Consider the following 18,065-nt stretch of genomic DNA (forward strand, 5'->3'; position numbering starts at 1 on the left):
TCAGATTGTGGCCAGTTCCATGACCGAAACGTCATTTGCGTTTGCGCGGTCCAGGATGCCGGCCTGTTTTCCCTGTGCCATGACCATGATCCTGTTCGAGACCCCGAGAACCTCCTCAAGATCCGAACTGACGACGATGACGGCGATGCCCTGGCGGGCCAGATCCATGATGGTCTCGTAGATCGAGGAGCGGGCGCCGACATCGATACCACGGGTCGGCTCGTCGAGAACCACCACCTTGGGATTTCGCGCCAGCCACTTGGCGAGCACCACCTTCTGCTGGTTGCCGCCCGACAGTTCGCCGGCATTCTGGGTGCCTCGGCCCTTGACGCCGAATCTCCTGATGTAGGTTTCGGCAAAGGCGGCCAGCCGGCCGGCGGGAATCCAGCCCCTGGTGGAAACGGCGTCGAAATTGGCATAGCCGATGTTTTCCTCGATCGAGTGATCGAGGACCAGGCCCTGCAGCTTCCGATCCTCCGGCACGAGAACGAGGCCGTTGCGAATGGCGTCCCGCGGCGAACGGGGCGTGATGGTCCGCCCTTCGAGAACGACCTCCCCGGCAGAAATCGGATCGGCGCCGGTAATCGCCCGGACCAGCTCGGTGCGGCCTGCCCCGACCAGCCCGGCAATGCCGAACACCTCGCCGCGCTTCACCGAGAAGCTGATGTCGGAGAAGGTTCCTGCGGAAGATGCGAGGCCGCGAACCTCCAGCATGTCGTCGCCCGCAGGCTCCGGCACGGCAGGAAACATCCGCTCGAGGGAGCGGCCGACCATTGCCTCGACGATGCTGCGGACGGGCACGTCCCCGCTGTCGAATTCCTGAACCTTGGCGCCATCGCGCATGACGACGATGCGGTCGGCAATCTGGCGGATTTCCTCGAGCCGGTGGGAAATATAGATGATGCCGACCCCATCGGCCTTCAGCCGCTCGATCTGGCGAAACAGCAGCTGCGTTTCCTCGCCGCCGAGTGCAGCCGTCGGCTCGTCGAGAATGAGCAGCCGGGCATTCAGCGTCATGGCCTTGGCGATCTCGATCAGCTGCTGGCGGGCTGTCGACAGGCCATCGACCAGGCGACGGGGAGACACGTCGAGCCCCAGCCGCCGAAGGCCGGCCCGCGCCCGCTCCTCCATGGCCTGCCGGTCAACACGCCCCCCCTTTGTCAGATAACGGCCGACAAAGACGTTTTCGGCAATCGACAATTGCGGCAGGAGCTTCAGTTCCTGATGGATCATCCCGACGCCGGCATCCATCGCCGCACGCGGGGTGGCCGGCGCATAGGGAGCGCCGAGCCACGTCATGTCACCGGATGTCGGCTGGACGGCGCCGGAAATAATCCTCGAAAGGGTTGATTTTCCTGCGCCGTTCTCGCCGAGCAACGCCACGACTTCACCGGCCCTCACATCAAGGTCGATGCCGTGCAGAACCTCCATGGATCCGTAGACCTTACGGATCTGTCGAAGGGATAGGATCGTCGAGGGGCCTTTGGCAGTCATGGCATTGTCTTCCGGTCTTGATCAGGGATGCTCGGCGACAAACTTCGCGGCATTCTTCGGCGTCGTCAGGAAGCCGGGGAGCAGTTGCTCGGCCGGAAGCTTCTCGCCGGCTGCGAGCTTGATGGCGCTGTCGACGGCGAGCCGGCCGATGCCACGCACCTGCTGGGTCGCCGTTGCATCGAAACCGCCTTCGGCGAGGATCGGCAGAGCCGTCGTATCGCCGTCGAAGCCGCCGATATAGACGCGCTGCGAAACGCCGGAAACCTTGACGGCCTGTGCGGCGCCGAGAGCCAGGCCATCAGCCTGCGCGAAGATCAGCGACACATCCGGATGCGCCTGAAGCAGGTTCTGGCCAATGTTCAGCCCCTCGGCCTGCGACCACTGCTCGCTCCACTGTTCCGCGACCAGATTGACGCCGGAATTCTCCTTGATTGCCTTCATGCAGCCCTTGGTGCGCTCGACTTCCGGCGTCGTGCCCTTCTGGCCGTGGATCATCAGCATCTTGCCCTTGCCGCCGGCCAGACCGATGATGTGCTTGCACACTTCGTAGGCCGAGGTGGCGTTGTCGGTTGCGATGAAGGTATCGCCCGGCGCTTCATCGGCATTGCGGTCGACATTGACCACCGGAATGCCGGCCTGCTTTGCAAGGCGCGTGGGAACGGCAGCGGCGGCGGCACCGGCGGGAATGTAGATGAAGGCGTCAATATCCTGCGTCAGCAGGTCCTGAACCTGACTGACCTGGGTTGCGCTGTCGTTCTTGGCGTCGACGGTGACAACCGCGATGCCCTTCTCCTTGGCATAGGATTCGACGCCGATCTTGATCTGGTTGAAATAGTCGGCCTGCAGGTTCGAAACGGCCAGCCCGATCTTCTTCACCTCGGCGGCCGAGGCGCCGAGCGGATTGAGGGCGGTGGTTGCCAGCGCTGCGGCTGCCAGAATCATGCTCTTGATTTTCATGGTAGATCTCCTCCGTATGGTTCGGGCCCCCTGCTACCATCGCAGGGCCGAAGTTGTGCCTGACGATTTGCCTGGCGGTGAACTGGCGGCGCGCCGCCAAACTGGACCGGGGCCGGTGCGTTACCTCCGCTTGACGGCTTCGGCTGCGACTGCAAGAGCGATGACCACGCCGATGACGACGGCCTGCGTGAAGGGCGAGACGCCGAGAAGGTTGAGGCCGTTGCGCAGCACGCCGATGATCAGCACGCCGATGATGGTTCCGAGGATGCCTCCCTTGCCGCCGCTGAGGCTCGTGCCGCCGATGACGACGGCCGCGATGGTGTCGAGTTCATAGGAAACGCCTGCCGTCGGCTGGACGGAGTCGAGGCGCATGGCGAGAACCACGCCCGCCAGACCCGCAAGCAGTCCCGAAACCACGTAGACGCCGATGGTGTAGAGGTTCACATTGATGCCGGCCAGCCGCGCGACTTCCTGGTTGCCGCCGATCGCATAAAGGGAGCGGCCGCCAGACGTGTAGCGCAGATAGACCCAGCCCAGAACGAAAACGACCAGCATCACCGCCACGGTCAGCGTCAGGAAGCCGCCATATCGCGTATAGGCGAGCAGGCTGAACCAGGACGGAAAGCCGACGATCTGCTGGCCGTCGGTGATCATGTTGGCCAGACCGCGCGCAACCGACATCATTGCCAGCGTCGCGATGAAGGCCGGAACGCCAAGCGCCGTGATCAGGATGCCGGAGATCGCGCCGGTCGCCCCCGCAACGGCAAGGGCAATGAGGATGCCGAGCGCAAGCGGCAGACCGACCTGGTTGGCGAGATAGCCCATCACCATCATGGCCAGCGCCAGCACCGAACCGACCGCCAGATCAATGCCGCCGATCAGGATCACCATGGTCATGCCGACCGCCATGATCCCGAGCACGGTGATCTGGTCAAGAACATTGAGCAGATTGCGCACCGACATGAACTTATCGGTGGCAAAGGAGAGGAAAATGCAAAGCACGATGAGGCCGACAAGCGGCCCGGTCGTGCCCCTCAAAGCCGACAGGGCACTCGAGCCCGTGCTGCGATCTTGGTCTGCCGCTGAAGCCGACATCCAGTCCTCCCATGCTGTCGCTGGCCTCGCACTTGCCAGCATAATTATTCAGTAATGTCTGTAAATTCGTAACGCACCGATTGTCCGGCTGTCAACGGGGCTTCGACGCCGCAACAGAACTTTTATTTCGAGCATTCGGCTTGACACTCGCGGATCAAATGCAATTATATAATCGACGGCATATTTATTCACTATGAGGTTTTCATGCACCCGAACGATCTCGACCGCATTGCGAGACAGATACGTCTTCGCGATCTCCAGGCGGTTTATGAAGCGGGCGCCGGCCATATCGGCGGAGAAATGTCCGCAATCGACATTCTGACGGCGCTCTATTTCCGGGTGCTGCGCATCTGGCCCGACCAGCCGAAGCATCCGGACCGCGACCGCTTCGTGCTGTCGAAGGGCCATGTCGCCCTGGCGCTCTACGTGACGCTTGCCAAGCGCGGCTTTCTTCCGGAAGCCGAGATTTCGACATTCCTGAAGCCTCATTCGCGGCTCAACGGACATCCGAACTGCAACAAGGTTCCGGGCGTCGAGACCAATACCGGCCCGCTCGGCCACGGGCTGCCGGTGGCCGTCGGCATGGCGAAGGCCGCCAAGCTCACCGGCGCGAGCTATCACACCTATGTGCTGACCGGTGACGGCGAGATGCAGGAGGGCTCCAACTGGGAGGCGATTTCGTCAGCCGCCCAGTTCGGTCTCGGCAACCTGACGCTGATCATCGACCACAACCGCTTCCAGCAGGGCGCCGCCCTGCGCGACACCAACAACATGGCGCCCTTTGCGGACAAGCTCGCCGCCTTCGGATGGGACGTTTCCGAAATCAACGGCAATGCAATGGCGGAAATCGTGCCCGCCCTGGAACACCGTTCCGATCGCCCGCATTGCATTGTCGCCCACACCAACAAGGGTCACGGGATCTCCTTCATGCAGGACAAGGTCGACTGGCACCACAAGGTTCCGAGTGCCGAACAATACCAGATTGCCCTGGCCGAACTTTCGGAGGTGCTGTGATGAACGCCGCAACGACGTCTGAGAAACTTCACGACTGCCGTGACGCCTTCGTGGCCGTGCTCGAGCGGCTGGGTGCCGAGAATTCAAGGGTGGTTGCCGTGTGCAACGATTCCGTCGGCTCCTCGAAACTCGGCGGCTTCAAGGCGAAATGGCCGGACCGGCTGGTCAATGTCGGCATTGCCGAGCAGAACATGGTCGGTGTCGGCGCCGGGCTTGCAAATGGCGGCCTGCTGCCCTTCGTATGCGGCGCCTCGTGCTTTCTCACCGGCCGCTCGCTGGAGCAGGTGAAGGCGGACATTGCCTATTCCAACGCCAATGTGAAGCTGGTCGGCATTTCCTCGGGGATGGCCTATGGAGAGCTTGGCCCCACCCATCACTCCATCGAGGATTTCGCCTGGATGCGCGTGCTGCCGAACCTTCCGGTGGTTGCGCCCTGTGATTCGATCGAGACCGCGGCAGCTGTCGAATGGGCCGCCCGCCATGAGGGCCCGGTCTTCCTGCGGCTTTCGCGCGTCGGCGTTCCGGACCTGCTGCCCAAGGGGCATGTGTTCGTACCCGGCAAGGCCAACACGTTGCGCGACGGCGACGCCGTGACACTGATTGCCAACGGCACGCTCACTCATCGCATGATGAAGGCCGCCACCCTTCTTGCCGCGCGCGGCATCGAGGCGCGGGTCCTCAACATGGCAACGGTCCGCCCGATCGATGTGGACAGCATCGTGGCGGCCGCGCGCGATACCGGTGCGATCCTCACCGCCGAGGAACATTCCGTCTATGGCGGGCTCGGTTCCGCCGTGGCCGAGGTCGTGGTCGCAGAGGCACCGGTGCCGATGAAGATCCTCGGCGTGCCAGGCATCTTCGCACCCACCGGATCGGCCGAATTCCTGCTCGACGAATTCGGCATGTCGCCTCCGGCCATCGCCGAGGCAGCGGAAGAACTTGTGGCACGAAAGAGCAGCCGCGGGTAACGACCTGATCGAGATTTTCGGGGGTGCCGCCGGACGACACGGCTGCACCCTGCACTGTCCGGAGCCGACATGACAACCGCCATCCTTGCCATCGATCAGGGCACCACCAATTCCAAGGCCGTGCTCGTCTCGTCCGAGGGGGAAATCCTGGCGCGCGGGGCCTCTCCCGTCGGGATTTCGCATCCGCAACCGGGCTGGGTCGAACAGAACCCGCAGCGTATCTGGGCCTCCGTGCTGGAGGCGATCGCCGCATGCCTCGACAGCGCCCCGGCGGCAAGCATCGCAGGCATCGCAATCTCCAACCAGCGGGAATCGGTGACGATCTGGGACGCAGAGACCGGAGAGCCTCTCGGCCCGGTCGTCAGCTGGCAGTGCCGTCGCAGTGCGCCCGTCTGTGCCGAACTCAATGCGGCCGGACATTCCGCACGCGTCGAGGCGCTGACCGGCCTGCCGATCGACCCGATGTTTCCCGGCCCCAAGATGAAATGGCTGCTCGACCGCGCCCCTGCAGGCCGTCCCCTGCGGATCGGCACGATCGATTCCTGGCTGATCCACCGCCTGACCGGTGGGCTCGTGCATGCCTGCGACGCGTCGAACGCGGCCCGCAGCCAGCTTCTCGACCTGAACCGCAATGCCTGGAGCGAGGAGCTTTGCGAGCTTTTCGGCGTGCCGCAGGCGGTGCTGCCGCAGGTGCGCGACAGCGCCTCGCGCTTCGGCGAAACGCTGAACGTGCCCGGTCTGCCGGACGGCATTCCGATCGCCGCGGCAATCGGCGACAGCCACGCCGCCCTGTTCGGCCATGGCGCCTTTGCCCCGGGCGACGGCAAGGTCACCTTCGGCACCGGATCGTCGATCATGACGACCCTGCCGCATTTCATCGCTCCCCGCAACGGCATCACCACCACGGTTGCCTGGTCGCTTGCCGGCCAGCCGACCTATGCCTTCGAAGGCAATATCCTCGTCTGCGCCGCTTCGCTGCCCTGGATGGCGGAGATCCTCGGCCTTGCGGATGTGCAGGCGCTGATCGATCTCGCCGAAACGGCTGAGCCCGAAGGGCCGGGCTTCGTTCCCGCCTTTGTCGGCCTCGGCGCCCCGCACTGGCATGCCGATGCGCGCGCCCTGTTCTCGAACATCAGCTTCAACACCAGCCGCGCACAGATGGCACGCGCGGTCACCGATTCCATCGCCTTCCAGGTTCACGATGTCTTCAAGGCGATGTCGGCGCAGTCACCGGCACCACTTGGCCGGCTCTATGTCGATGGCGGGCCGAGCAGGAACGTCTTCCTGATGCAGTGCGTGGCAGACATGCTCGATCATCCGGTGATCCAGTGCGATGCCGCGGAAGCCTCTGCGCTCGGCGCCGCCTATCTTGCCGGCCTCACACTCGGGCTCTGGCCCGATCTCGATACCGTCTCTGCCCTGCCTCGCAAGACAGTCAGGCTGCAGCCTCGTCCTTCCGATGCAACCGCACGCCTTGCCACGTGGCGCGATGCAATCTTCCGCTCGACCGTTTCCATGACTTCATCTAAGGGTGAATAAAAATTCACCCAGCGGAGGGACCATGGGACGTCTCAACGAGCTTCGACTTATCGCCCGTGTCGCACAGATGTATCACGCCGAAGGGAAGCGGCAGGCAGAGATCGCCGAGATCATGCACATGTCGCAGGCGACGGTCTCGCGCATGCTCAAGCGCGCCGAGATGGAAGGCATTGTGCGCACCACGATCATTCCGCCGCCCGGCACCTTTGCCGATCTGGAGACCGCCCTGCGCGACCGCTACGGCCTCACCGAGGCGATCGTCATCGACTGTTCGGAGGATCGCGACGGGGCGATCATGGCCCGCATCGGCGAGGCGGCGGCACATTTTCTCGAAGTCACCCTGCAGCAGGACGAGATTATCGGCGTCTCCAGCTGGAGCCAGACCATCCTGCGCATGGTGGACAACATCCATCCGCTGAAGACCAGTCGGGCCAAATACATCGTGCAGATCCTGGGTGGCATGGGCGAGGCTTCGGTCCAGACCCATGCCACCCAGCTGACGGCCCGCCTTGCCAAGCTGACCGGCGGCGAGCCACGGCTGCTGCTCGTTCAGGGGATCACCTCCTCACGGGAAGCCAAGCTGGTTATGCTCGCCGACCCGGTGGTGCGCGGCACCATGGATCTCTTCGGACGGCTGACGCTTGCAATCATCGGCATCGGCGCCGTCGAGCCATCGGAATTGCTGGCGCGGTCCGGCAACGTGTTCTCCCGCCAGGAAATGGCCATGCTTCATGAGGCAGGCGCGGTCGGGGAGATCTCCTTCCGCTTCTATGACCGCGACGGCAAGCCGGTCGAGACACCGTTGAACGACCGGGTCATCGGCATTTCGCTCGAGGATCTGAAGAGGGCGGACCGCGTGATGGCGCTGGCTGGCGGGGAATCGAAGACACAGGCAATCGCGGGTGCACTGCGGATGGGCATCATCGACGTCCTCGTCACCGACAAGTTTACCGCGGCCCGGCTGACATCCTGATCCCCCGGAAGGGACGGCGTGTCGGACCGGCTGCATAAAGGAGGAGCAAGACCATGCAGCGTTTTTCCGGCCAGACCGTCTTCGTGACCGGCGGCAACAAGGGGATCGGACTGGGCATCGCCCGGCGTTTCGCGGAAGAGGGAGCCAAGGTGGCGATTGCGGCAATCGACAGCGACACTGCCGAGGCCGCCTTGCGACTGGCGGAGGAAACAGGAGCCGAGACAATCGGCCTCCAGCTCGACGTCACCCAGGCCGAGGCTGTCAGGCAGGCCTATCGCGAGGCGGAGGCGCGGCTTGGCGCGATCAGCGTGTCCGTCCAGAATGCCGGCGTCATCACCATCGCCAGGGTCGAGGCGCTGACAGAGGCGGAATGGGATCTCAATCTCGACGTCAATACCAAGGGCGTCTTCCTGTGCTGCCAGGAGGCTATCGCCCGCTTCCGCGCCAGCGGCACAAAGGGGCGGCTGATCAACACCGCTTCCGGCCAGGCCCGCCAGGGCTTCATCTACACGCCCCATTATGCCGCCTCCAAATTCGGGGTCGTCGGCCTGACACAGAGCCTCGCCAAGGAACTGGCGCGCGAAGGCATTACCGTCAACGCGATCTGCCCCGGGATCATCCACACCGAGATGTGGGACTATAACGACCGCGTCTGGGGCAAGATGCTCGGCGACTACGCTCCCGGCGCCTTGATGGCCGAATGGGTCGAAGGCATCCCGATGGGTCGCGCCGGGACACCGGCCGAAGTCGGCGCCCTCGTTGCCTTTCTCGCGTCCGCCGACGCGGCCTATATCACCGGCCAGACGATCAATGTCGATGGCGGCCTGATCATGTCCTGAATGCCTCGCGGCCGCATCGGCTTGCGCGGCTTGAGGAAGCGTTGCCCACCCGTCAGCCGCCCGTCACTCGACGGACGGCGGAGGAGACACCGGAAGCATCAGGGATGTTCGGGCAAGCCTGCCGAGGGCGGCTCTTCATGACGCATTTCCAGACATCGGCATCGCCCCGGCCGGCCCTGGCACAGGGTGTCTAGGCTTTTCCATCCCGTCGCACGTCTTCGATCTCCGGCCAGGCCCCGGCGGCCGCTGCCATAAGGGCGGGCGTCGCGGCGGCGACCCAGGGAATACCGCTATCGCCACGCGTGCCGATGCGGACGTCAAGACCCGCCTCCCTTGCCAGAACCACGCCGCCGGCAATGTCCCACATCGTCGTGAGTTTCTGCAGATGCCCGTCGAAGATGCCGCGTGCGGCAAAGGCAAGCCCGATCGATGTGGAACGGATGGATTCGACCACCCAGCCCGCATGTCTCAGCCCTACATTGAGCGCCGCCACTTCCCCGGCATCGGCGGCCGCGCTGTCACCAAGCGACATGACCTGCACCGCCTCGAACGGCACGTGGCGGGAAAACGGCTTGCCGTTCACCAGCAGCCCCGTTCCATCGGCCGCGGCATACACATCGCCGAAAACCGGAATGGCAACGATACCGAGATCCGGCCGCCCCTGGCGCACGAAGCCGAGGGAAATGCCCCAGAGCGGCGAGCCGCGCAGGAAATTTGCGGTGCCATCGATCGGATCGATGATCCAGTAGCCCTCGTCGGCCACGCCGCCCATTTCCTCGCCCAGCACGGTTTCGCCGGGAAAGGCTGTCGCCAGCCGCTCCCTGACCAGCCGTTCGACGGCCGTGTCCGCTTCCGAAACGAAATCCTGAAAACCCTTCGCCCGGGTGGCGATGGTATCGCGCGCCTCGAAAAAGCGAAGCGCAAGGCCCATCGCTTCCTCGATGATGGCGGTGGCACGCGCGAGACGCCCGCTTATCGTCTCCATGATCTGCCGCCCTCCGTCTGAACGGTCTTCAGCCAGGCCTTGAAGGCTTCCACCTGATCCGTCTGAATGGCGCCGACGCCGACCTCTGCCAGCGCGCCCCACACGGCTTCGGGATCGGCGAGCGCATGCGTATCGTTGAAATCGAGGCAATGGGAGACGTCGAGCGTGTTGATCCAGAGGCGGATATTCTGACGCTCCAGTTCGGCGCGGCCTTCGGCCAGGTCGGCAATATCGGTGAACTTCACCTCGATCATCGGCGCCCGCAGCGTCTCGATGCGACGCAGATCCTCGGCAAACATGCCCTTTCTGACCCGGAACATCGGCATGTGCGGAATCTTGCCGAACCAATCGGCATCCAGCACCTCGAACGGGCCGGCTTCGGGGTCGATGTCGGTCTTCACCAGCACCTGATCCTCAACGCCGAGCCGAAGCACCGTTTCCATCACCTGAGGCAGGTCACGGGCGAACTTGGTGTCGATATTGACGGTGATCTTGCCGCGCGCCTCTTCCAGCAGTTCTTCCAGCGTCGGCACGCAGGCGTCAGTCACCTCGGCACTCTCGCCGCCCGCGCCGGTCTTCAGCCTTGCGGCGCGAACCACGGCAAAGGGCAGTTCGCTGACGGTGCCCCTGCCCGTCGTCGTGCGATCGAGCGTTTCGTCGTGAATGACGACCAGATGGCCATCGGCGGTGGCCTGCGTGTCGATCTCGATCATTTCGACGCCTGCGGCAACGGCGGCGCGAACGGAGGCGAGCGAATTTTCGGCGGTTGCCGTCCACAGGCCGCGATGGGCAATGGTCAGGATGGCCGGATTGTCGCGCGAGCAGAGGGCAAGGACATCGGGGGAGCGGGAGGGGTCGGCGAAGGCTGCTAAGGTTTGATGCATGGTTTTCACTTTCGGCTGTTGTGTCGATCGGGACGGGTCCCGGATCAGATTTTCCCCATGCCCGCCGCCATCAGGTCGTCGCGCAGAATGCGGCCGGCGACGATGAACACGACAAGTGCAGGAAGAAGCAGGATGAAGGAGACAATCGAGGCGAGCGGAAGCTGCATCGAATAGGGGTCGAGATACATGTAGAGCTTGATCGGCAGCGTCTCGACGACCGGCGCCCCGACGATGAAGGACTTGTCGAATTCCTCGAAGCTGCCGATGAAGGACATGAGCCCTCCGGCGAGCAGTCCGGGCACCGCAAGCGGCAGGATGATGTGGAGGACGATGCCGACCGTTCCCGCCCCCAGCGATCGCGCCGCGTGGATCAGATCGTCCGGAATGGTCTCCAGCGTCGCCGTCATCAGCCGGATCATCAGCGGCAAGGTGCCCACGATCTGCACGAGAATGACGCCCGTCACCGAATAGGCGAGACCGAAGAGAAGGAACACCTGCCCGATGCCGACAGCCACGACCAGGCCCGGAATGATGACCGGCGCCAGGATGAAGATCTCCACAAGTCGTTTCAGCCGGAAGGGAAAGCGGGCCATGGCCCAGGCCGTCGGCAGCGCGATGGCGGCGGTCAGCACGGTGACGACAACGGCAATCAGGATGCTGTTGACGGTCGCGCGGATCAGGCTGCCATCGCCGAGAATGCCGGCCCAGCGCGCCGTGGTGTAATCCTTCGGCACGATGAGCGGCGGAGACCAGCCATCGGCGATGCTCCACAGGAACATCAGGGCCAGCGGCACGGCAATCGCGAGGATCAGTGCGCCATAAAGCCCGATCGTGACAAGGATACGGTCTTCCGGGGTGAAGACACGGCGGCGGGGCATGGAAGCGGTTTCAATGGCAAGCGCGTTCATGATGCATCTCCGCGGTTCTGGCCCGTGCCGATGCGGGACGTCAGCGAGTAGTAGAGAAGAAGCACAGAGACGGCGAAAAGGCTCAGCACCATGCCCATGGCATAGACCTGATTGAAACGGCCCTGGTTGAACTCCTTGACCATGAGAACCGAAAGCGGCCGTGCCGTTGGCGGGCCGACGATATCGGGAATGGCATAGGACCCCATGGAGCCGATGAAGGTCAGCAGGATGGCGGCGGTGATGCCGGGCATGGCGAGCGGAACTTCCACGATGAAAAAGGTCTTCAGCCGCGAGGCGCCGAGCGTGCGGGCAGCGTTGCGGATATCCTCGGGGATTGCGGCAAAGGCGCTGGTAATGATCAGCGTCATGAAGGGAACCTGCTTCCAGACACTGGCGAGAATGACGCCGATGCCCCAGTCGTCCCGAACGAGTTTCGGCAGTCCGAGCCCGAGCGGCGCAACCAGACGGTCAAGGAAACCGCCCCTTTCGAAGACGACGATTACCATCAGGCCGACGATGATGCCCGGCACCGCCATCGGCAACTTGTAAAGCCCGCTGAACAGCTTGCGGCCGAAGAAGCTTCTGCGGATCAGAAGCGCCAGCGGCACGGAGGCCGCAAGCGACACGATCACCGGCATCACGCCGTAATAGATGGAGGTCGAAAGGCCACGCATCATCGAGGCGCGGGTGAAAATCCGCTCGTAGAACACCAGCGTGAAGCTGCCATCATCCTGCCTGAAGCTGCCGATCAGCGCCGACAGCAGCGGGCCTCCGAAGAAGACCAGAAGATAGCCCACTCCCGGCGCGAGGAGGAGGAGAAGCTGCGCGCGCCTGTCGCGAAGGAGCCCACCCATCAGGCCGCCTCCTGTGCCGTGGTGCCGTTGAGACGGTGCACCGGGCCCGGAAACTGCAGGGTAACCCGTCTGCCGGTCTCGATCAGGTGTTCCACGCCGGACTGGCTGACCCTGATCCGGCGACCGCCGATCTCCACCGTATAGAGCGCATTGGCCCCCATGAAGGAAACGGCGCAAACCGTGCCGGAACCGGCCTCGTCGGCGCAGATGTCGATGTTCTCCGGGCGGACCGAAACCTGGATATCACCTGTTGCCGGCGCATCAAGCGCCACGGATTGTCCCCAGGGCAGTTGCGCCTCGGCCCCCCTGGCGACGACCGGCAGAAGATTGGTCTGGCCGAGAAAGGTGGCGGTAAAGACGTGCTTGGGTGCCCGGTAGAGTTCGAGCGGCGTTCCGGTTTCCACCACACGGCCTTCATTCATGACGACGATCCGGTCAGACATGGCCATGGCCTCCGCCTGATCATGCGTCACGTAGAGACTGGTGGCACCGATCCGGCGGTGAAGCTCGGTCAGTTCATGGCGCAGCGTATCGCGCAGCTTGGCATCAAGGTTGGACAGCGGCTCATCGAACAGAAGCAGGCTGGGCTGCATGACAATGGCGCGCGCCAGAGCCACGCGCTGCTGTTGCCCGCCGGACAATTGCCGCGGCATGCGATCCACCAGGCCCGCAAGATTGCAGATCTCCAGCGCATGGGCCATGCGGCGCGCCCGCTCATCCTTGCGAACCTTCTTCATCTTGAGCCCGAAGGCGAGATTTCCGGCCACCGACATGTGCGGAAAAAGCGCGTAGGACTGGAACACCATCGCGACATCGCGCGCTTCCGGCGGCGCCTGATCGATGCGCTTGCCGCCAAGGTGGATCTCGCCGCCGGACGGTTGGGTGATCCCGGTGAGGATGCGCAGCAGCGTTGACTTGCCGCAACCCGACGGGCCGAGAATGGTGACGAATTCGCCGCGTTCCACGGCGATGGATACCGGGTGAAGGGCCCGGCTCGGACCGTAGTCCTTGGTGATATTGCAGATCTCGAGTTCGCTCATGCGAGCGTCCCTCCTGAAGACGGCCGGATTGCCGGACCGCGCCAGGCCCTGCGGCCCGCACGGTCCGGCGATCCGGGTGGCGTTACTGGTTGAGGACCTTTTCATCGAGCGCTTCTGCAAGCGCCGTGGACATATCCCAGAAGGCCGGCAGCGACAGGCGCGGATAGACGCTCTGCGGCAGAACATGTTCCTGCACCGCCTTGGGCATGAGGTCGTTCGTGACATCGGTGCGCGGCGAGCGCGAGGCCTTGGTTTCCAGCTTCCAGAGCTGGAATTCCTTGCTAATCGCCATATCGATCAGAAGCAGGGCCGCAGCGACATGCTTGGCATTGGCAGGCACGAACATGGCATCGCCGGAGCCGACCTGGCCCTTCTCGAGAAGCGTCAGGCGGAAGCTGTCCGGCAGCTGCTTGGTGCCGAGGAAGGTCATGACCTGATCTTCCCAGACGGTGCCCATGTAGAGCTGCTGGTTGTTGATGAGGTTGAGCGTGTCGGCATTGCCGTTGGTCAGTTCGGCCACGGCCAGAAGGCGTCGGTAGTAATCCCAGACCGGATCAAGGCACTTCGATTGCATGGCCCAGTCTTCGGCCTGCTGCAGCGTCTGGTTATAGTCGGTCAGCTGCTTGCGGCAGTCACCGCTCAGATAGTTGAGCGCCACGGAATAGATGAAGCCGCCGCCCGAACCGCCCTTGGCCGGCAGCGTCACGCCGAGGCGCTTGGGGTTCTTTTCAGCCCAGGCAAGAAGCTCCTCGAAGCTTTTGGGAACGTCCTCGGCCTTCACGAATGCGGAATCATAGCCGATTGCCGTCTGGTTGAGATGAACCAGCGGAAAGCTGCCGCCATGCGGCTTGCCGAACACCGTCTTGGCCAGTTCCGGATCGTAATTGGCCATGTTGGGCAGGATGCTGGTCAGCGAGATATTGCCGACCACGCCCTTGGACGAGAGAAGCGGATAGCTTCCGCCGCCGGCGAAATAGGCGTCGACCGGCGAATCCTGCCCTGCCGCCTGCACCGCGATCAGCTGCTGGTTGGCCTGATCGCCCTTCACGTCGCTATAGGCGACCTTGATGCCATACTTGGCCTCGAAGCGGGTAATCAGCTCCTTCCACGTATCGGCGAAACTGCCGGCGAAATTGTACATCGTCACCGAGCCCTCGGCTTTGGCAGCCGGAACGACGATGTCATAGAAATTTTCGCGCGTGACCTTCGACAGATCGAAGTCGAGATTCTTCATGTTGCTGTCGGCAGCAAGGCAAGGCGCCGCCATCGCCGCCAGCGCAAGCGCGGCGGCCGCCAGAAATTTCGTGCTCATGAAATGGTTCCTCCTGCGGACCCGTTGTGATGACCGGATCCAATTAATACACTTTAGGTGTAATATTTGTGACAGTCCAGTGAAATGATGTCTGGGAGCGCACAGACGTGTTGCGGCCCCTCCGCCGAGTCGCTATCGAAAGCCATGATGACCGATGGGACGCCACGCCAGTTTCTTGACCGCCAGCCGCTTGCCAGCGAGAACGAGCGTCTCATTCTGGATATCGTCCGGCGCCATGGGCGCATTCCCCGGGCGGCGATCACCGGCCACACCAACCTCACGCAGCAGTCCGTGCATCGGCTGATCGAAGGGCTTATGGAGCGTGGGCTTCTGCGCACCGGCGCAGCACTGAAAGGCACGCGCGGCCAGCCGAGCCCGACTATCGAACTGGTTCCGGAAGCGGCCTACTCGCTCGGCATCTCCATCAACACCGACTCGGTGGTGATCTGCATCGCCGATTTCCGCTGCAGCCTCCTCTTCGAGGAAAAACTGAAGATACTGCCGAACGACCGGGAGGCGACGCTTGCCGCGCTGTCGCTCGCCCTGGAGCGATTGCTGGCACAGCACGGCATCCCGCGCGAGCAGCTGCTCGGCCTCGGTTTTTCCATGTCCGGTTTCTTTGTGTCGGAAGATCGCGTCTTCAACGCACCGGAACCGCTGCGGGACTGGTCGCTGATCGACCTGAAGCCGATCCTCGAGACACGCTTCCGCCTGCCGGTCTGGCTGGAAAACAATGCCACCACGGGCGCGATCGGCGAAAGCCTTCTCGGCGCGGGTCTGTGGTGCCAGACCTTTGCCTATCTGTCCTTCAATTACGGGTTCGGCGGCGGCCTGATCCTCGGCGGCCAGCCCTTTCACGGCTTTCACGGCAATGCTGGCGAGTTCAGCGGCATCTACAATCCGGATGAGGGACCAAGACGCCCGGCGCTGCAATACCTGATCGCGGCGCTGCAGAGGAACGGCGTCGACATCAACTCGATCGACGCGCTCTACCAGCAGTTCGATCCGGCATGGCCGGGCGTCGAGGAATGGCTTGCCGAGACTATGCCGCAGGTGGACCGTCTGGTGGCCACCCTGATTGCGGTTCTCGATCCACAGGCAATCGTCTTCGGCGGCCAGATCCCACCGGCACTCGGCCAGATGATGATCGACCGCACGCACCTGCCCTCGCAGCGGGACCATCGCTACGGCGTGGGGCCGAAGGAGGCGAAACTCGTTCTCGCGCAGGCGAAGGGCGATGCCTCCGCGATTGGCGCGGCATTGCTGCCGCTGAGACTGCGTTATTTTGTCTAGCACGCCGCACGTTTGATGCGCCGTCCCTCCGGCCTGGCGAAAACTGCGCCGATCCGCCCATAGGGCGTTTGGAAATCGCAGCGCGTCCGACGGAATTCCGGAGACTGTCACAGGCTCCTGCCGGTGATCTGCCCAGGCGGGACCATGAGCTTCGACAAGGCCGCTTCAACCGACGGGAGGATCCTGCGTCCTGTCATGCGCGGGCATGAACCATCCGCAGGCAAGACGAACCCGCCGCGCCGGGCCATCCGTCCCCTTGCTCCCCCTGCAATCGCACGACGGGAAAATCTTGCGATCATATCCATAAACATACCAATCGGTATTGACTTGGATCAAATTCTGCCGTTGATTGGAACAGAGATTTGGGAGGAGGAACCCACTTGTCGCAGATAGCACGGATTGCGCGGACAGTCGCCGCGCATGAGCATCATACTATTGCCGATATTTTCGCTCGATCACTGGAATCCGCTGGAAACCGTCGCTTTGCAAAAAGCAGCGATGCCGACCTGACCTATGAAGAGGCAGCCTTCGCAGCAGGTGCGATCGCTTCTCGACTGGGCAAGGCTGTGGCCGAGCGTCCGGTCGTCATCCTGATGCCGAACAGCGTTTCTTTGCTTGTGACATACCTTGCGGTATTGTCATTGCGTGGAGAACCGGTACTGCTGAACCCGCTTCTGCCGCCCGCCACACGCCATCATCTGATTGCGAAGCTTTCGCCGGCTGCGGTGGTCACCGCGCAGGCGATGGGCGACCAGGACGCGACGTTGCTGGTTGCCGACCGCGATCTTGCCGGACTGGCACAGGAAGGCAGAAGGCTCTGTCTCGATGCACATCCCGATGATGTGGCCGTCAACCTCTACAGCGGCGGAACGACGGGCGTGCCCAAGCGTGTCGTTCACACGCACCGGGGCATGGTGGCAGCCGTCGAGCGGATGGAATGGGGCTGGCCCTCGCGGGATGGCGATGTGTGGCTGCCGATCGCCCCATTTACCCATGTCTACGGTTTCCTCATGGGGGTCACCAACCCGATGCTGAGGGCCGGCAGCATCATCATTCCCGATCGCTTCCACCCGGCGACAATCATCGACCTGATGCGTGAGCATGCGGTCACCGTCTTTGGCGGTGGTCCGCCGGCCATCTATCAGGGCCTGCTGTCGGTTCCGGGCATCGGGCCCGAAAGCCTGCCATCGCTGCGGGTCTGTCCCGGTGGTGGGGCGCCGTTTCCGACGGAACTGCACCGTCGCTGGCAGGACGTAACCGGCCTTGCCATCCACGAAGGCTATGGCATGACCGAGATCGCACCGATTGCGGTCAACACGCAAAGCGAAGGCCTGCGCATCGGTGCCGCCGGCAAGCCTTGCCCCGGAACAGAAGTCGAGATCGTCGATACCGTCGGGGGCACACGGCGTCTCGGCTGTGGCGAACCCGGCGAGATCCGGGTGCGCGGGCCCCATCAGATGACGGGCTATGCGGACAATGCCGAGGAAACCGCATTGATGGTGCGTGACGGCTGGGTCTATACCGGCGACATCGGCGTCATCGACGAGGACGGTTTCCTTACCATCACCGACCGCAAGAAAAACGTGATCTTTCACAAGGGTTTCAACGTTTTTCCGCGCGAGATCGAGGAAGTGCTCGTCTCGCATCCGGCTGTAGCGGCGGCCAGCGTCGTGGGCATTCCCGACGCGCGCTGCGGGGAAATCGCCGTGGCCTTCGTGGTGGCGCGCGATGGCGTGGAGGCTGAAGCACTCACCGCCTTCTGCGCCGAAACGCTGGTGCCCTACAAGCTGCCGAGCCGCATCGTGTTTCTGAAACAGCTGCCTCTGACCCCCGCCGGCAAGCCGGACCGCATGGCCATGCAGGCGTTCGCATCACAGTCCAGTTAACGTCACCACAACGCAGGAGAGGAT

16 protein-coding genes are annotated in these 18,065 nt (G+C 63.4%); 7 read left to right on the forward strand and 9 right to left on the reverse strand.

Features of this window, described 5'->3' with window-relative positions; translation table 11 throughout:
* From KLP42_RS08315 to KLP42_RS08325, 3 genes are all read right to left on the reverse strand, one after another.
* On the reverse strand, positions 1-1,494 hold the full coding sequence (locus KLP42_RS08315) for a sugar ABC transporter ATP-binding protein (protein ID WP_215565739.1): 1,494 nt from the start codon (positions 1,492-1,494) through the stop codon (positions 1-3).
* A 21-nt stretch (positions 1,495-1,515) separates the two neighbouring features.
* Complete coding sequence (locus KLP42_RS08320) at positions 1,516-2,451, reverse strand: substrate-binding domain-containing protein (RefSeq protein ID WP_215565740.1); 936 nt, start codon at positions 2,449-2,451, stop codon at positions 1,516-1,518.
* Between the two features lie 120 nt (positions 2,452-2,571).
* Positions 2,572-3,546, reverse strand: coding sequence for an ABC transporter permease (locus KLP42_RS08325; RefSeq protein WP_215565741.1), 975 nt, complete (start codon positions 3,544-3,546; stop codon positions 2,572-2,574).
* 204 nt (positions 3,547-3,750) lie between these two features.
* Between KLP42_RS08325 and KLP42_RS08330 the strand changes: the two genes are divergently transcribed.
* The 5 genes from KLP42_RS08330 to KLP42_RS08350 all read left to right on the forward strand — a co-directional run bounded on the left by KLP42_RS08330 (position 3,751) and on the right by KLP42_RS08350 (position 8,879).
* The gene (locus KLP42_RS08330) at positions 3,751-4,560 is read left to right on the forward strand and encodes a transketolase (protein ID WP_215565742.1); all 810 of its coding nucleotides are present in this window, start codon (positions 3,751-3,753) and stop codon (positions 4,558-4,560) included.
* A complete protein-coding gene (locus KLP42_RS08335) occupies positions 4,560-5,528 on the forward strand; it encodes a transketolase family protein (RefSeq protein ID WP_215565743.1) in 969 nt (322 codons plus the stop codon). Before KLP42_RS08330 ends, KLP42_RS08335 begins: the two co-directional genes overlap by 1 nt.
* Before the next feature lie 69 nt (positions 5,529-5,597).
* A complete protein-coding gene (locus tag KLP42_RS08340; RefSeq protein WP_215565744.1) occupies positions 5,598-7,067 on the forward strand; it encodes an FGGY family carbohydrate kinase in 1,470 nt (489 codons plus the stop codon).
* 22 nt (positions 7,068-7,089) lie between these two features.
* A complete protein-coding gene (locus tag KLP42_RS08345) occupies positions 7,090-8,040 on the forward strand; it encodes a sugar-binding transcriptional regulator (RefSeq protein WP_215565745.1) in 951 nt (316 codons plus the stop codon).
* A 53-nt stretch (positions 8,041-8,093) separates the two neighbouring features.
* Positions 8,094-8,879, forward strand: coding sequence for an SDR family oxidoreductase (locus KLP42_RS08350; protein WP_215565746.1), 786 nt, complete (start codon positions 8,094-8,096; stop codon positions 8,877-8,879).
* A 190-nt stretch (positions 8,880-9,069) separates the two neighbouring features.
* Here the strand turns inward: KLP42_RS08350 and KLP42_RS08355 are convergent, their stop codons facing one another.
* From KLP42_RS08355 to KLP42_RS08380, 6 genes are all read right to left on the reverse strand, one after another.
* Positions 9,070-9,864: an inositol monophosphatase family protein gene (locus tag KLP42_RS08355; RefSeq protein WP_215565747.1), complete on the reverse strand. Its 795-nt coding sequence runs from the start codon at positions 9,862-9,864 to the stop codon at positions 9,070-9,072.
* Positions 9,852-10,748: a glycerophosphodiester phosphodiesterase family protein gene (locus tag KLP42_RS08360; RefSeq protein ID WP_215565748.1), complete on the reverse strand. Its 897-nt coding sequence runs from the start codon at positions 10,746-10,748 to the stop codon at positions 9,852-9,854. The genes KLP42_RS08355 and KLP42_RS08360 overlap by 13 nt, the downstream gene beginning before the upstream one ends.
* 44 nt (positions 10,749-10,792) lie before the next feature.
* Entirely contained in the window at positions 10,793-11,656 is an 864-nt protein-coding gene (locus KLP42_RS08365; protein ID WP_215565749.1) for an ABC transporter permease, read from the reverse strand.
* The gene (locus tag KLP42_RS08370) at positions 11,653-12,510 is read right to left on the reverse strand and encodes an ABC transporter permease (RefSeq protein ID WP_215565750.1); all 858 of its coding nucleotides are present in this window, start codon (positions 12,508-12,510) and stop codon (positions 11,653-11,655) included. Before KLP42_RS08370 ends, KLP42_RS08365 begins: the two co-directional genes overlap by 4 nt.
* Positions 12,510-13,550 (reverse strand): ABC transporter ATP-binding protein, encoded by a 1,041-nt coding sequence (locus KLP42_RS08375; RefSeq protein WP_215565751.1) that lies wholly within the window; start codon positions 13,548-13,550, stop codon positions 12,510-12,512. The genes KLP42_RS08370 and KLP42_RS08375 overlap by 1 nt, the downstream gene beginning before the upstream one ends.
* 82 nt (positions 13,551-13,632) lie before the next feature.
* Positions 13,633-14,862: an ABC transporter substrate-binding protein gene (locus KLP42_RS08380; RefSeq protein ID WP_215565752.1), complete on the reverse strand. Its 1,230-nt coding sequence runs from the start codon at positions 14,860-14,862 to the stop codon at positions 13,633-13,635.
* A 144-nt stretch (positions 14,863-15,006) separates the two neighbouring features.
* On the opposite strand from KLP42_RS08380, the gene KLP42_RS08385 reads away from it, so the two are divergent.
* The gene (locus KLP42_RS08385) at positions 15,007-16,155 is read left to right on the forward strand and encodes an ROK family transcriptional regulator (protein ID WP_215565753.1); all 1,149 of its coding nucleotides are present in this window, start codon (positions 15,007-15,009) and stop codon (positions 16,153-16,155) included.
* Positions 16,156-16,535: 380 nt separating this feature from the next.
* Complete coding sequence (locus KLP42_RS08390) at positions 16,536-18,041, forward strand: class I adenylate-forming enzyme family protein (RefSeq protein WP_252192851.1); 1,506 nt, start codon at positions 16,536-16,538, stop codon at positions 18,039-18,041.
* Positions 18,042-18,065 lie beyond the last annotated feature (24 nt).

The organism is Rhizobium sp. CSW-27, assembly GCF_018760785.1.
Classification (GTDB): Bacteria; Pseudomonadota; Alphaproteobacteria; order Rhizobiales; family Rhizobiaceae; genus Neorhizobium.

Excerpts from the sequence above, each read along its gene's own strand:
- KLP42_RS08360 (WP_215565748.1), bottom strand. The coding sequence starts at position 10,748 with ATGCATCAAACCTTAGCAGCCTTCGCCGACCCCTCCCGCTCCCCCGAT.
- KLP42_RS08340 (WP_215565744.1), top strand. The coding sequence starts at position 5,598 with ATGACAACCGCCATCCTTGCCATCGATCAGGGCACCACCAATTCCAAG.
- KLP42_RS08350 (WP_215565746.1), top strand. The coding sequence starts at position 8,094 with ATGCAGCGTTTTTCCGGCCAGACCGTCTTCGTGACCGGCGGCAACAAG.
- KLP42_RS08345 (WP_215565745.1), top strand. The coding sequence starts at position 7,090 with ATGGGACGTCTCAACGAGCTTCGACTTATCGCCCGTGTCGCACAGATG.
- KLP42_RS08355 (WP_215565747.1), bottom strand. The coding sequence starts at position 9,864 with ATGGAGACGATAAGCGGGCGTCTCGCGCGTGCCACCGCCATCATCGAG.
- KLP42_RS08330 (WP_215565742.1), top strand. The coding sequence starts at position 3,751 with ATGCACCCGAACGATCTCGACCGCATTGCGAGACAGATACGTCTTCGC.
- KLP42_RS08335 (WP_215565743.1), top strand. The coding sequence starts at position 4,560 with ATGAACGCCGCAACGACGTCTGAGAAACTTCACGACTGCCGTGACGCC.
- KLP42_RS08320 (WP_215565740.1), bottom strand. The coding sequence starts at position 2,451 with ATGAAAATCAAGAGCATGATTCTGGCAGCCGCAGCGCTGGCAACCACC.
- KLP42_RS08370 (WP_215565750.1), bottom strand. The coding sequence starts at position 12,510 with ATGGGTGGGCTCCTTCGCGACAGGCGCGCGCAGCTTCTCCTCCTCCTC.
- KLP42_RS08365 (WP_215565749.1), bottom strand. The coding sequence starts at position 11,656 with ATGAACGCGCTTGCCATTGAAACCGCTTCCATGCCCCGCCGCCGTGTC.
- KLP42_RS08380 (WP_215565752.1), bottom strand. The coding sequence starts at position 14,862 with ATGAGCACGAAATTTCTGGCGGCCGCCGCGCTTGCGCTGGCGGCGATG.
- KLP42_RS08385 (WP_215565753.1), top strand. The coding sequence starts at position 15,007 with ATGATGACCGATGGGACGCCACGCCAGTTTCTTGACCGCCAGCCGCTT.
- KLP42_RS08325 (WP_215565741.1), bottom strand. The coding sequence starts at position 3,546 with ATGTCGGCTTCAGCGGCAGACCAAGATCGCAGCACGGGCTCGAGTGCC.
- KLP42_RS08315 (WP_215565739.1), bottom strand. The coding sequence starts at position 1,494 with ATGACTGCCAAAGGCCCCTCGACGATCCTATCCCTTCGACAGATCCGT.
- KLP42_RS08375 (WP_215565751.1), bottom strand. The coding sequence starts at position 13,550 with ATGAGCGAACTCGAGATCTGCAATATCACCAAGGACTACGGTCCGAGC.